This window comes from Leptospirales bacterium (genome assembly GCA_019694655.1).
Classification (GTDB): domain Bacteria; phylum Spirochaetota; class Leptospiria; order Leptospirales; family Leptonemataceae; genus SSF53.
This window is the reverse complement of record JAIBBN010000003.1, coordinates 130684-143836: the sequence shown is the minus strand read 5'-3', so window position 1 is coordinate 143836 and position 13153 is coordinate 130684. Positions and strand designations below refer to the sequence as shown.

The window sequence follows — 13153 nt, the reverse complement described above, 5'->3', positions numbered from 1 at the left end:
CGGCGCCTTGATCAATTTGGGACGGAGTCCGTTTCCAGAGATGGCGCTCAGGGACGCGGATGCTCCCTGCGATGCCGTTTGCGGACTTCAACCAGCATACGCGGATTGTCGCTCATCAGGCCATCAGCGCCGGCCGCCAGCAGAGCAGCGGCGCGCGGTGCATCATTGACTGTCCAGTAGTGCGTCTGTATGCCATTGCTGTGAGCGCAGGCTATCATCTGCGGCGAGGCCAGATCAATTCCTAACGTAGGCTGCGCGGGAATCTGCAGCGCCGCAAAGGGAACACGCATCCTTCGACCCAGACGACAGCCCAGATAAAACCGAACCACCTCCGACATCGCCGCCGAAGTCAGCACGGCGCCATTGCTCAGCTGGCGCAATCGCTGCAAAGCGTCGGCCGAAACGCTGCCAACCATCACGCGCTGCAGCGCTTTCTTTTGCTGCAACACGGCCCAGAGCTGTTGCTCCATCGGCGGGGCCTTCTGCTTGATTTCAATATTGATGCGCGCCGCAGGAAAGGCATCGAGAACCTCGGCGAGGGTCGGCGCCTGAAAGCTGCGGCCCTGCAAGACCGCGCGCGACTCCGGCAAGAGCGCGGAAGGAGAAAGCCTGGCGGCGACATTGATCTGGCGCAGTTCGCTGAAGCTCAGATCACGAATCAGGCGCGGGTCGCCAGCGCTGCGCTCCAGGCTTTCGTCGTGGTGGACGACAACAACGCCGTCGCGCGTACAGTGTACGTCCAATTCCAGAATGTCGGCGCCGGCCGCCAGTGCGCCGGCAAAGGAGGCCAGGGTATTCTCCGGGTAATGTGCAGGGTCGCCGCGGTGACCGAAGACCAGCGGCGTCCCGCGTAGATAGGGATGCTGCCAGGTTACCGGCCGATCCTGTGGATAGGCAAAGGACAGCAGGCTGAAGAATCCCGCGGCCAAAAGGGCGGCCAGAACGCCGGCCAGCAGCAACAGCCGACGCCGCGATTTTACCGTTTTTTCAACCATGCCAGTCGCCGCGGACACCAGGCCGCACGCCCTGCAGCCGCGCAGCAAAAAGATCTGGCCGCGCGCCGCTGCTGGCGCGCTTTTTTGCAACCGCCGCCGCGCCCCGTGGTTCGCATTTGCTGCCGGTCCTGCCAGGACCGCAAACGCGAGGAACCTCTTGATGTCTCAAGCAACCGCCAGCGCCCCTTCGCGCTTTGCAATCCATCTCCGAAAAGGAACAATCAGTCTCGCCGCCTTGCCCTTCCTGCTGCTGCAGCTCTCCGTATTGTTCGTGTTTACCACCTATTTTTCCTGGCAGGGCCTGGCGCTTTGTCTGGCAATGTGGCTCGTTCGCCAGCTGGCAATCACCGCCGGCTACCATCGTTATTTCTCGCACAAGACTTACAAAATGGGACGACCCGCACAATTTTTGATGGCGCTGATTGGCGCATCAGCGGCTCAAAAGGGGCCCTTGTGGTGGGCTGCCAAACACCGCCACCATCATGGCTACAGCGACCGCGAAGAGGATCACCACTCGCCCCGGCACGGCTTCTGGCATTCACACTGGCTCTGGTTCTTATACGACGAGTCGCGCGACTATGATCAGAAAAGGATCATCGACTTTGCACGCTACCCGGAGATTCGCCTCATCGATCGCCTGTGGTATTTGCCGCCGGTTCTGCTGGCTCTGGGTCTGTTTGCCGCCGGCGGCTGGCACGCCGTGGTCTGGGGATTTTTTGTGAGCACCTTCCTGCTTTCCAATCTTACGTATTCGATTAATTCGCTCTGCCATGTCTGGGGGCGTCAACGCTACTACAGCGAGGATACCAGCCGCAACAATTTCGTTCTGGCGCTGCTGCTACTGGGCGAGGGCTGGCATAACAATCATCATAAGTACCAGGCTGCTGCACGCAACGGCTTCTACTGGTGGGAGGTCGACTTCTCCTTCTACTTTATCAAACTGCTGAGTATGGTCGGTCTGGCCTGGGATCTGAAGCAGGCGCCGCAAAAGATCATCGATGAAGGGCGAGCCAACGATCGCGCCCGCCGTGGCGCCCGTCGCCTGGGCTTGAAGTGGAAGCCGCCGCTTCCTGAACGCAGCGGCCGGCGCACGGGCCTCGCAGAAGCCTGAGCAACAAGGGCCTCGGGCTGCAGCCAGGTCCGCCGCCGGGATCAGAGATACCATCCATGCTGCCGGCTTTTTCATGCTTGCCCCTCGCCGGGCCCGGCCATTGATGTCCGGCATGAAAGTAATGACCCGATTCGCGTGTTGCGTTGCGGCAGTCGTGCTACTGGCTTGCGGCGAAAAGACCGCGCCAGTTGGCGACGCCAGCGGCCATGCGGGCGGCCCAGGAGCTGGAATGGACGAGGTTGCAGTTATCAGTACGCCGCATGGCGATATCACAATTCGTTTTTTTCCGGACCTGGCCCCTGGCCATGTGGAGAACTTCAAGAAACTGGCCCGCGAGGGCTTCTACGATGGAACGATTTTCCATCGCGTGATTCCTGGCTTTATGATCCAGGGCGGCGATCCCAACACCAAAGACCTCAATGCCGTGCAGAGCTATGGCATGGGCGGACCGGGCTACCAGATTCGCGCCGAATTCAGCTCGCGCAGCCACAAACGCGGAATTGTCAGCATGGCGCGCAGCCAGAATCCCAACAGCGCCGGATCGCAGTTCTTCATTTGCGTGGCCGACAGTCCCTTTCTCGACGGACAGTACACCGTATTTGGAGAAGTTGTTTCGGGAATGGATGTTGCCGATCGCATTGTGGCGGAACCGCGCAATCAAAGCGATCTGCCGCACAAGCGCATGGAGATGAAAGTGCGCCTGACTCCCGCCCCTGCCGGCAATCCCTGAGGTACGCAGTCCGCAGGCGAGGCGCGGGAACCATTGGCGATGAGCGACGCAGCAACTCTACAAGGCTACCTGGAAAAAACGCGCAGCCTGACTATTCTGCCCCCGGTACTGGTCAGCATCCTGGCTACGCGCGATGACAATGACATCGACATCAAGCGCCTGGAGTTGATGATCGAATCCGACCAGGTGCTGGTGACGCGACTGCTGCGCCTGGCCAACTCGCCGTTTTACTCGCGCGCTGCGCGGCAGCAGGTACAATCCGTCAACCAGACGATCATGCGCCTGGGCTTTCGCACGGTGCGCACTATGGTCACGCTGGCTTTCGCCGATTCGATCTTCAGCGCCGGCAACTACGCCAAGTTTCGCAAAGAAGTCTGGGAACACTCCATCGCCGCCGGAGTTCTGGCGCAATTGATCGCCGTTCAGTGCCGACTGCAAAAATTGGAGGAGGCGGCTCTGCTTGGCGGTCTGATGCATGACCTTGGAAAGATTGCGCTCAACGCCATTGATCGTAAAAAGTACGTTCAAACCCTCACCGATTTTTTGGAACAGAATCGCGACATTCGCGAGATCGAACGCCAGCACTTTGGCGTGGACAATATCGAGCTTGGCGCGGCGGCGGCCGTCCAGTGGCAGCTTCCGCCAGAAATCGTCGCCGCCATTGGCGAGCGCTACGCCGCGCCGGCCACACAGGGTCAGGGCGTGCAGATTGTGGCGCTGGCTGAGCTGATGGCCAAGAAATCGGGCTATGGTCGATTGCTGGACTCTGAGAACGAGCGCTACGACAACTACTGTCAGCTCTTTGGATTTGGCGGCGAAGGCGAGGCGGCGGCGCGACTGGAATTCCAGCAACGCATGCAACAGCATGATCTGTACCGCTTTGCCATGGCGCTCTGAGCGGCCGCTGCCTGGGGTTCTGCCGCCGGCGACGCGCCGCCTGGTCCCTCAGACCGGATAGCTTACCAGGTAATTCTGGTACAGGCCGCTCTTGCCTTTGATCGAAACTGGATCGCGCGCCGTGTAGGTGTACTTGCGGCGCAGCTCTTCACTCAGGCGATCGTAGAGACTCTGCGGAATGATGACCTCGCCAGGTCCGGCCAAACTCTCAAGGCGCGAGGCCAGATTGACCGTATCGCCGACTGCGGTGTAGGAGATCTTTTGAAAGGAGCCGACGTTGCCCACGACGGCCTCGCCGGTGGCGACGCCCACGCCCATCGCTGGACGAATGCCGAAGGTTTCCTCCCATTTTGGCGTCCACAGTTCAAAGACCATCTGCATTTCCATAGCAGCCTGCAGAGCGTTTTCGGTCTGCTCGGGATCAGCGCTGGGAGCGCCAAAGAGCGCCATGATGCCGTCGCCAATGTACTTGTCGATCATGCCGCCGTAACCCATGATAACTTCGGTCATGGCGGTGAAGTAGGTATTCAGGAAGGCGATCACGTCCGCCGGACTCATCTTTTCGGCGAGGCTGGTGTAGCCGCGAATATCGGCGAACAGTACGGTAACCTGCTGCACGATGCCCTTTTGATCAACGCTGTATTCATTCTTTAAGATTGCATCAACCAGCTTGGGGTCTACGTACATGCCAAAGACCTGCTGCATGCGGTTTTTATCCTTCTCCAGCGCAATCTTGTTTTCGTATTCGGCCTCCAGTTCACGCTTCATGGCGGCCACGATCTGATTCAATTCGGTGATCTCGCTTTGCGAATGACCCTGCGCGTGGTGGAAGCGTTCGATCGATTCGCTCACTTCCGACTGCAAAATGCGCGAACGGAATTCGCGCTGCAACAGATTGCGAATGCGATACTCAAAAACCTGTTTGTCAAGCGCCGCCTTCTGAAAGAATTCACTGACGCCCTCGCGAATGGCGTAGAGTCCCAGAGCCGGATCGCTGTCGACGGTCAGAATGACAATCGGCGTATCGCTGGCGCCTGGATTGGACATGATCTCGCTGACCACGGCTCGCCCGTCGCTGCGCCCCGGATAGTTAGCCTCCAGCACCGCCATCTGGAAGCGGCCGCTGGACAGCAGCTGCAGACCGGCCGTCAGGTCAACGGCTCGTTCAATTTGCAGATACTCGCCAAACCAGATGCCAAGCAAACCCGAGTAGCGATAGTATGCGGCATCGTCAGGCTCGACCAGCAAAGCCTGCATGCGCTCTTCCGCTCTTGGCTCTGCCAGTTCGACGGCCATGTCTCGTTTCAAGTTAGCGGGCGACAATCACTCCGCATGCAATACGCGGACCGGCGTTTCCCGTAGGCTGTGAATGCAAATCGTCGGCCTTGCCGTGCACAATCACCGCCAGGCCGATTGGACTTGGCTCACTGCCGAGGTGAAAGCGCGAGGATGAAATTGACCCGTTGGCCGCGCCGCTCTGGTCGGCCTCAATATTGCCAAGGTCGCCAGCATGACCGGGTCCTTCCGGACCGCCATGGTCGGCGCCAGCTGGATTCCAGTGCCCTTTGGCCGAACTGCCATCGGCAGCCGAGCAGTCGCCGCTTTCATGGATATGGAAGCCATACTGTCCGGCGCCGGGCAGACCGCTGAGCTGGTAGCTCACTTCCACGCCATCGGCTGTTTCATGGAACTGAACCGTTCCGCTGACGTGGCTGTCGCTTTTGGCCTGCAGATCAGCCCGGGCGCTTTGGCCGCCGGCGCCGCTACAGCCCGCCAGGCAGGCCACAGCCAGTATTGGCAGGGATGATAAAATTATGGTGCGATGCATCGATCAAACTCTCCTGGTTCGATTGCTGCGGCCTTGCCAATTGCTGTCGCGCAGAATTCTCGCCCCTGACTGGCCTCGCAGCTGAGCGACGAGCTGCAAGAAGCTGGCGGCGCCCGCGAAATTGATTGACCGGCTCGCTGTTTAGCGTCGCCTTCGGGCTCTATGTCCGATCCTGGCCTGAACAAAGAAGATCTGGAAATACAGCAGATTGAAACACAGGAGTGGCTGGAATCGCTGGATTACGTCATCAAGCACGGCGGCCCGGAGCGAGTCAAACGGCTGCTGCGAAATTTGCAGAACCGCGCCGCAGAGTTCGGCATCCATCTCCCGTACGCCGCGAACACTCCATACGTAAATACCATCGCCCACGATGCACAACCGCGTTACCCGGGCAATCATGAGATTGAATGGCGACTGCGCAGTCTGATTCGCTGGAACGCAATGGCCACTGTGGTGCGCGCCAATCGCGTCGAGTATGGCATTGGCGGCCACATCTCCAGCTTCGCTTCTTCGGCGACGCTGCTGGAAGTAGCCTTCAATCATTTCCTGCGCGGCAAGCAAGACGAGTCCGGCGGCGACCTGGTTTACTTCCAGGGGCATTGTGCGCCTGGACTTTACGCGCGCGCCTTCCTCGAAGGGCGCCTTGATGAATCGCGATTGGCTAACTACCGCCGCGAGCTGGGCAAGGGCGGCGGTCTTTCTTCCTATCCGCATCCCTACTGCATGCCAGACTTCTGGGAATTTCCTACTGTATCCATGGGACTGGGGCCGATCATGGCCATTTACCAGGCTCGCTACAATCGCTACCTGGAGGATCGCGGCATCGTCAAGCGCACCGGCAAGGTCTGGGCCTTCCTGGGCGACGGCGAAACCGATGAACCGGAAACGCTGGGCGCAATCACCCTGGCCTCGCGCGAGAAGCTGGATAACCTTGTCTTTGTCATCAATTGCAACTTGCAGCGTCTGGACGGACCGGTGCGCGGCAACTACAAGATCATTCAAGAGCTGGAGGCAATTTTCCGCGGCGCCGGCTGGAATGTGATCAAGGTTATCTGGGGCGCGGCCTGGGATCCGCTGCTGGAGCGCGACCAGGATGGCGCTCTGGTACAGCGTATGGAAAGCGCGGTCGATGGCGAGTACCAGAAATTCAGCGCCTCCGACGGGGCCTACATTCGCGAGCACTTCTTTGGCGCCGATCCGCGACTGAAGAAGATGGTCGAGAACATGACCGACGAAGACATCATGAAGCTCAATCGCGGCGGTCATGATCCAGAGAAAGTCTACGCCGCCTATCGTCGCGCCGTGCAGGAGGCCGATGGCGCGCCCACGGTTATTCTGGCCAAGACCATCAAAGGCTACGGCCTGGGCGAGGCTGGCGAAGGCAAGAACATCACGCACTCCCAGAAGAAGCTGAACGACGACGAACTGCGGCGTTTTCGTTCGCGTTTTGCCATCCCCATCGATGACGATCGCGTTGGCGATGCGCCTTTCTATTCGCCGGGCGCCGAAAGTCCGGAGGTCAAATACCTGCGCGAGCGGCGCGAAAAACTGGGCGGTCCGCTGCCGGCGCGACGCAATGATTCTCCGCCGCTGAAACCGCTGTCCTTTGAGATCTTCAAGGAGTTCTACGAAGCGGGCGAAGGGCGCGACGCCTCCACAACAATGGTGATTGTGCGCATCCTCTCCAAGCTATTGCGCGACAAGGAAGGCGGCAAAAGCATCACGCCCATCATCCCTGATGAGGCTCGCACCTTTGGCATGGAAGCGCTGTTTCGCCAGGTGGGCATCTATTCGCACGTCGGCCAGCGCTACGAGCCCGTCGACCGCGACACGTTGCTTTACTATAAGGAAGCAGTGGACGGTCAGATTCTGGAAGAAGGCATCACCGAGGCCGGCGCCATGTCGTCCTTCATTGCCGCCGGCACCAGCTACGCTTCGCACGGCGTGCAAATGGTCCCCTTCTTTCTTTTTTACTCGATCTTTGGCTTCCAGCGCATCGGCGATTTGATCTGGGCCGCCGGCGACATGGGCTGCCGCGGTTTCTTGATCGGTGGCACGGCCGGTCGCACTACCCTGGCTGGCGAGGGACTGCAGCATCAGGACGGTCATACGCCCTTGCTGAGCTACCCCTACCCGCACGTGCTCTGTTATGATCCAGCCTTCTCCTACGAGGCGGCGGCCATCATTGAAGAAGGCTATCGTCGGATGTTTGTAGAACAGAAGAATGTTATCTACTACATCCTGGCCGGCAATGAAAACTACGAACATCCGCCGGCGCCAGGTCCCGCCGAGAAGCTGAAGCAGGAAATTCTGCGCGGCATCTACCTCTTTCGCAAAAGCGGCCTATCCGGGGCGAAGGCGCGCGTTCAGCTTTTTGGCAGCGGCGCAATCATGAACGAGACGCTGGCGGCCGCTGAATTGCTGGAGAAAGACTTTGGCGTCGCCGCCGATGTCTGGAGCGTCACTTCCTACAAGGAACTCTGGAAAGACGCCATGGATTGCGAGCGCGCCGCGCTGCTGGGCGAGCCGAGTCGCACGCCCTACATCGTTGAAGTTTTGAAGGGCAAGGGCGACGTCGTCATTGCCGCGTCGGACTATACCAAGGCGCTGCCGCTCTCCATTGCCCGCTGGATCCAGGCGCCCTTCCACGCCCTGGGCACCGACGGCTTTGGACGCAGCGAAAGTCGACAATCGCTGCGCGACTACTTTGAGGTTGATCGCCGCTACATTGCCCTGGCAGCGCTGAACAAGCTGGCCGAGGCCGGCAAGATTGACCGCGCGCAGGCGCAGAAACTGCGCCAGAGCTCTGGCATCGCTGGCGATAAAATCGATCCGCATCGACTGCACTGGGCTTGATGGGAGAACGAGCAGGAAGCTTTACATGATTCAAGAAGTGCGCATCCCCTCGCTGGGCGAGAACATTGAAACCGCAGATGTAACTTCGGTGCTGGTTGCCGTCGGCGAATCGGTGCAGGCCGAACAGGCCCTGCTGGAAGTGGAAAGCGACAAGGCCTCGCTGGAGGTGCCGGCGCCTTTTGCCGGCGTGGTTCGCGAATTGCGCATCCAGGCTGGACAGAAGATCAAGGTCGGTCAGGTCATTGCCACCATTGATACAGCTAGCGCGGCGCAGAGTGCAAGCGCGCCAGCTTCAGCAGCGCCGCCTGCTGCTGCGCCAGCGTCGCCTGCAGCTTCCTCGCCGGCCTCTGCTCCAGCCGCGACAGTGACGACGGCATCGCCCGCCGCGCCAGTCGCGCCAGTCGCGCCATCGAAGCGCGGTAGACCAGGCGAAATTGGCAATCCGGCCCCGGCCTCGCCCTCGGTTCGTCGACTGGCCCGCGAATTGGGCGCCGAGATCCAGCGCATCCAGGGCTCCGGACCGGGAGGACGCATTCGCGAATCCGATGTTAAGCAATACGTAAAAGATGTGGTGCAGCGACGCGGCGTGGCCGCCGGCGGCGGCGGTGCAATGTCCGCTCCGCCGCTTCCTGACTTCAGCGCTTTCGGCGCCGTTCGGCGCGAGGCGATGAGCGGCATCCGGCGCAAGACCGCCGAGAAGATGGCGCTGTCCTGGAATACAATCCCGCACGTCACCCAGTACGACGACGCAGACATTACCGAAATCGAAGAGTTTCGCAAAGCAAAGTCTAAGAAATTGGAAAAGAGCGGGCAGCGCATCACCGTAACGGCCATTACGCTCAAGGCTCTGGCGCAGGCCTTGCGCATGTTTCCGAAATTCAACGCCTGCCTCGATCTTCAAAACGACGAGATTGTATACAAGGACTACGTGCATATCGGCGTCGCAGTGGACACGGAACGCGGCTTGCTGGTGCCGGTGATCCGCAATGTCGATCAAAAGGGCGTCCTGGAGATTTCACGAGAACTCAATGAGCTGGCCGAACGCGCCCGCGATCGTAAGATCAAGCCAGAGGAATTGATGGGCGGCAACATCAGCCTGACCAACCTTGGCGGACTGGGCACCACCTATTTCACGCCGATCGTAAACTGGCCGGATGTAGCCGTGCTTGGCGTAGGCCGGGCCAAAATGCAACCGGTCTGGAATGGCAAAGAGTTTCGACCGCGCATGATGATGCCCTTTTCCGTTTCCTATGATCACCGCATCATCGATGGCGCCGATGCGGCGCGCTTTTTGCGCTGGATCTGCGAAGCCCTGGAACAACCAATTCACATGGCGCTCTGAGGCACTGGCATGGCGGAACGTACTCAACTGGTAGTGATTGGCGGCGGACCTGGCGGCTATGCCGCGGCCTTCCTGGCGGCGGACCTTGGCATCGAAACAACGCTGGTCGAACGACGCGCCAATCCCGGCGGCGTCTGTCTCTATGAAGGCTGCATCCCCTCCAAGGCTCTGCTCCACGCCGCAGCGGTGATTCATGAAGCGAAGCACGCCGAGAGCTTTGGCCTGAGTTTTGGCGCGCCAAAGATCGATGTCGATCGGTTGCGCGCCTGGAAGAACGAAGTAGTTGAAAAATTAACCGGCGGCCTTGGAGGCCTGGCCAAATCGCGCAAGGTGCGTCATCTGCGCGGCGAAGCGCGCTTCAAGGACGCGTCTACGCTGCTGGTCAAGAGTGATGCGGGCGAAAGCGAATTGCAATTCGATCATGCTATTATCGCCACCGGATCGCAGCCGGTACGCTTTGGACATTTTCCACAGTCCGATCGTATCATGGACTCGACCGGCGCGCTGGAATTGCGCGACATCCCCAAACGCTTGCTGGTGCTGGGCGGAGGCTACATTGGCCTGGAAATGAGCTCGGTCTATGCGGCATTGGGCAGTGAAGTGGTGGTCTGCGAAATGGCCGACCAGCTGTTGCCCGGCACAGATCAGGATCTGGTTCGACCGCTGCATGATCGTCTCAAGACTCAACTGAGCCAGATTTTGCTTGGTACAAAGGTCGCCGAGATCAAGGTCGATGGACAGAAGCTACAGGTTCGTTTTGAAGGGCTCAACGTGGAACAGCCGACGCAGAGCTTTGATCGCATCCTGGTTTCAGCCGGTCGCAAACCCGTCACAGACGGCCTGGGTTTGGAGAATACCGCCGTACGTGTTACGGAGCGCGGATTCATTCATACCGACGAGCAATGCCGCACCACAGAACGGGCGATCTTTGCAATTGGCGACGTTGCTGGACAGCCGATGCTTGCGCACAAGGCCTCGCACGAAGGCCGCGTTGCCGTGGAAGTGATCCATGGCGGCAAGTCGGTCTTCGAGCCTCTGGCCATACCCGCCGTCGTTTTTACCGATCCGGAAATAGCCTACACCGGCCTGACTGAAAATCGCGCCCGCGAGCTGGATCGCAAAGTTGAAGTGGTTCGCTTTCCCTGGGCTGCCTCCGGCCGCGCTTTGACCCTTGGCAAGATTGATGGCTGCTTCACCAAGCTGCTGGTGGATCCCGACGATGGACGCATCCTGGGCGGCGCCCTGGTCGGACCGGGCGCGGGCGAGATGATTGCAGAAATCACGCTGGCGATCGAGATGGGCGCCAACGCCGAGGATCTGGCGCTCACCATTCATCCACATCCTACGCTTTCCGAAACAATTATGGAGAGCGCCGAGGTATTTCTCGGGCACAGTACGCATATCTTTCGGCCGCGCAAAGCTCCGTCGCCGGCCAAGTCCGGCGCTTGAGTATTTTTCAGTTGATAGACCCTGCGGCTAAAGGCATATGCAAATCGTCGCACACACAATTCAGGCGACCTGGAGAAAGACGGATGAAATCTAAAAATCTATGGTTTTCTGCAGCGCTGCTGCTGCTGGCAGTCGCTGCGGCGGGCGCCCAGCCCGGACAGGGCCAAAGACAGGGTCCCTGTGCTGCCGATCGGCAGCAATTCTGCGCCGATGTACAGCCCGGGCAAGGCCGTATTGCTGCCTGCCTGCGCGAGCATCAGGGACAGCTTTCCGCTCAATGCAAACAACGACTTCAGCGGCGGATGAGCGAGATTCGTTCTCGGGTGCAGGGCGCTCATCGCGCCTGCCGTCAGGACATACAGACGCACTGTGCTGGCATCCAGCGCGGTCAGGGACGTATCTTCCAGTGCTTGAAGCAAAATGAGGCCAGCTTGAGCGCGGCCTGCAAGCAGGCTCTGGCGCCGCGTAACACGCCCGCCAGCGATCCGATTCCGGAGCCAATTGAGCCAAGCGAAGACTGACCGATTGCTCGCATAGCGCTCTGGCTGCATCAGCGGAGTCCTATGGGAATGCAAACCGAGTTTGATTTTCTGGTACTGGGCGGCGGAAGCGGCGGAATTGCCGCCGCCCGCCGCGCAGCCTCCTATGGCGCGCGTGTGGCCTTGATTGAAAGACAGCGCCTGGGCGGAACCTGCGTGAATGTCGGCTGTGTTCCAAAGAAGGTAATGTGGAATGCGGCTCAGCTGCAAGAGGCCATGATTGAAGCGCAAGCCTATGGCTTTCGGCTGCAGCAGCCGTGGCTGGATTTCTCCGCCCTCAAGCAGTCGCGCGATGCCTATGTTGCGCGCTTGAATGAAATTTACCGCAGCAACCTGTTGAAAGATGGCATCGAAATTGTCGAGGCCTCCGCTCGCTTTGTTGCTCCGGGCGTTGTGGAAGCTGGACAGCGCCAGCTGCGAGCGCCGCACATTCTGATTGCCGTTGGCGCGAAGCCTGAGCGGCCGGAGCTGAAGGGCGCTGAACTGGGCGAAAGCTCCGATGACTTCTTTACCTGGACCGAATTGCCGAAATCGCTGATGGTCGTTGGCGCAGGCTACATTGCCGTAGAGCTTGCCGGCGCTCTGCAAGCGCTGGGCGTAAAGGTTACGCTGCTGACGCGCGGCGAATTTCCACTGCGCCATTTTGATGCAATGCTTGGCGCCGAGCTGGCCGCCGAGTACCGCCGAAAAGGGATGCAGCTCGAGGGATCCTTTACTCCGCTGCGGCTTTGGCGCGACGGCGGCGAGCTGCGGCTCGAATCAAATTCAGGCAAGGTCTATGGCGCAGAGAAATTGCTGTGGGCCATTGGCCGTCGGCCAAATACCTCCGGCCTTGGGCTGGAAACCATTGGCCTGCAGTGCGACCCAAAGGGCGGCATTGCTGTCGATGCCTTCCAGAACGCGCAAAGCGCTGGCGTCTACGCCGTTGGCGATGTAACCAACGGACCCGCGCTGACGCCGGTGGCGATAGCCGCCGGTCGCCGCCTTGCCGATCGACTCTTTGGAGGCCAGAGCGACGCACGACTGGAGTACGATCTGATTCCGACAGTTGTATTCAGCGATCCGCCAATTGGCGCGGTTGGCCTGAGCGAGCAAGAGGCGCTGGCAAAGTACGGGGCGGCGACGGTCTACGAATCGCGCTTTATCAACATGTACTACGCCCTGCAGAGCGAAAAGCCGGTTACTCGAATGAAACTGATTTGCTGCGGAGACGAACAACGCGTTGTCGGACTGCAGGTCATTGGCCGCGGCGCCGATGAAATGACGCAAGGTTTTGCCGTCGCCCTGCGCATGGGCGCACGCAAAGTTGACTTCGACCGCACCATTGCCATTCATCCTACGGCGGCAGAGGAATTTGTCACCATGCGCAATGCCCGCAGCTGAATGCTGCTTTCGCTTGTCGCCCG

The 13153-nt window shown here is 59.8% G+C and carries 11 protein-coding genes; 8 read left to right on the top strand and 3 right to left on the bottom strand.

All coding sequences use genetic code 11. The features are described 5' to 3' along the window. Window positions 1-47: 47 nt before the first annotated feature. Window positions 48-995 (bottom strand): hypothetical protein, encoded by a 948-nt coding sequence (locus K1X75_06535; protein ID MBX7057706.1) that lies wholly within the window; start codon window positions 993-995, stop codon window positions 48-50. Between the two features lie 160 nt (window positions 996-1155). Between K1X75_06535 and K1X75_06530 the strand changes: the two genes are divergently transcribed. The 3 genes from K1X75_06530 (at window position 1156) to K1X75_06520 (ending at window position 3733) form a co-directional block, all read left to right on the top strand. Continuing rightward, the gene (locus K1X75_06530) at window positions 1156-2106 is read left to right on the top strand and encodes an acyl-CoA desaturase (GenBank protein MBX7057705.1); all 951 of its coding nucleotides are present in this window, start codon (window positions 1156-1158) and stop codon (window positions 2104-2106) included. A 229-nt stretch (window positions 2107-2335) separates the two neighbouring features. Further along, window positions 2336-2836, top strand: a complete 501-nt coding sequence (locus K1X75_06525) for a peptidylprolyl isomerase (GenBank protein MBX7057704.1) — start codon at window positions 2336-2338, stop codon at window positions 2834-2836. Window positions 2837-2875: 39 nt separating this feature from the next. Continuing rightward, window positions 2876-3733, top strand: a complete 858-nt coding sequence (locus K1X75_06520; protein ID MBX7057703.1) for an HDOD domain-containing protein — start codon at window positions 2876-2878, stop codon at window positions 3731-3733. A 48-nt stretch (window positions 3734-3781) separates the two neighbouring features. On the opposite strand, the gene K1X75_06515 is transcribed toward K1X75_06520, so the two are convergent. Continuing rightward, window positions 3782-5029: an adenylate/guanylate cyclase domain-containing response regulator gene (locus K1X75_06515; protein ID MBX7057702.1), complete on the bottom strand. Its 1248-nt coding sequence runs from the start codon at window positions 5027-5029 to the stop codon at window positions 3782-3784. A gap of 13 nt (window positions 5030-5042) precedes the next feature. Further along, window positions 5043-5561: a superoxide dismutase family protein gene (locus tag K1X75_06510; GenBank protein ID MBX7057701.1), complete on the bottom strand. Its 519-nt coding sequence runs from the start codon at window positions 5559-5561 to the stop codon at window positions 5043-5045. 162 nt (window positions 5562-5723) lie between these two features. Between K1X75_06510 and aceE the strand changes: the two genes are divergently transcribed. The 5 genes from aceE to gorA all read left to right on the top strand — a co-directional run bounded on the left by aceE (window position 5724) and on the right by gorA (window position 13130). Further along, window positions 5724-8417 carry a pyruvate dehydrogenase (acetyl-transferring), homodimeric type gene (gene aceE / locus K1X75_06505; GenBank protein ID MBX7057700.1) on the top strand — a complete coding sequence of 898 codons (2694 nt, stop codon included), beginning with the start codon at window positions 5724-5726 and terminating at the stop codon, window positions 8415-8417. 25 nt (window positions 8418-8442) lie between these two features. Beyond that, the gene (locus tag K1X75_06500) at window positions 8443-9759 is read left to right on the top strand and encodes a 2-oxo acid dehydrogenase subunit E2 (GenBank protein MBX7057699.1); all 1317 of its coding nucleotides are present in this window, start codon (window positions 8443-8445) and stop codon (window positions 9757-9759) included. A gap of 9 nt (window positions 9760-9768) precedes the next feature. Further along, entirely contained in the window at window positions 9769-11208 is a 1440-nt protein-coding gene (gene lpdA / locus K1X75_06495; protein MBX7057698.1) for a dihydrolipoyl dehydrogenase, read from the top strand. 83 nt (window positions 11209-11291) lie between these two features. Continuing rightward, complete coding sequence (locus K1X75_06490; GenBank protein MBX7057697.1) at window positions 11292-11729, top strand: cysteine rich repeat-containing protein; 438 nt, start codon at window positions 11292-11294, stop codon at window positions 11727-11729. Between the two features lie 48 nt (window positions 11730-11777). After that, window positions 11778-13130 carry a glutathione-disulfide reductase gene (gene gorA / locus K1X75_06485; protein MBX7057696.1) on the top strand — a complete coding sequence of 451 codons (1353 nt, stop codon included), beginning with the start codon at window positions 11778-11780 and terminating at the stop codon, window positions 13128-13130. The last annotated feature ends 23 nt before the right edge of the window (window positions 13131-13153 follow it).

Excerpts from the sequence above, each read along its gene's own strand:
- gorA (MBX7057696.1), top strand. The coding sequence starts at position 11,778 with ATGCAAACCGAGTTTGATTTTCTGGTACTGGGCGGCGGAAGCGGCGGA.
- K1X75_06530 (MBX7057705.1), top strand. The coding sequence starts at position 1,156 with ATGTCTCAAGCAACCGCCAGCGCCCCTTCGCGCTTTGCAATCCATCTC.
- K1X75_06510 (MBX7057701.1), bottom strand. The coding sequence starts at position 5,561 with ATGCATCGCACCATAATTTTATCATCCCTGCCAATACTGGCTGTGGCC.
- K1X75_06490 (MBX7057697.1), top strand. The coding sequence starts at position 11,292 with ATGAAATCTAAAAATCTATGGTTTTCTGCAGCGCTGCTGCTGCTGGCA.
- K1X75_06520 (MBX7057703.1), top strand. The coding sequence starts at position 2,876 with ATGAGCGACGCAGCAACTCTACAAGGCTACCTGGAAAAAACGCGCAGC.
- K1X75_06525 (MBX7057704.1), top strand. The coding sequence starts at position 2,336 with ATGGACGAGGTTGCAGTTATCAGTACGCCGCATGGCGATATCACAATT.
- lpdA (MBX7057698.1), top strand. The coding sequence starts at position 9,769 with ATGGCGGAACGTACTCAACTGGTAGTGATTGGCGGCGGACCTGGCGGC.
- K1X75_06500 (MBX7057699.1), top strand. The coding sequence starts at position 8,443 with ATGATTCAAGAAGTGCGCATCCCCTCGCTGGGCGAGAACATTGAAACC.
- aceE (MBX7057700.1), top strand. The coding sequence starts at position 5,724 with ATGTCCGATCCTGGCCTGAACAAAGAAGATCTGGAAATACAGCAGATT.
- K1X75_06515 (MBX7057702.1), bottom strand. The coding sequence starts at position 5,029 with ATGGCCGTCGAACTGGCAGAGCCAAGAGCGGAAGAGCGCATGCAGGCT.
- K1X75_06535 (MBX7057706.1), bottom strand. The coding sequence starts at position 995 with ATGGTTGAAAAAACGGTAAAATCGCGGCGTCGGCTGTTGCTGCTGGCC.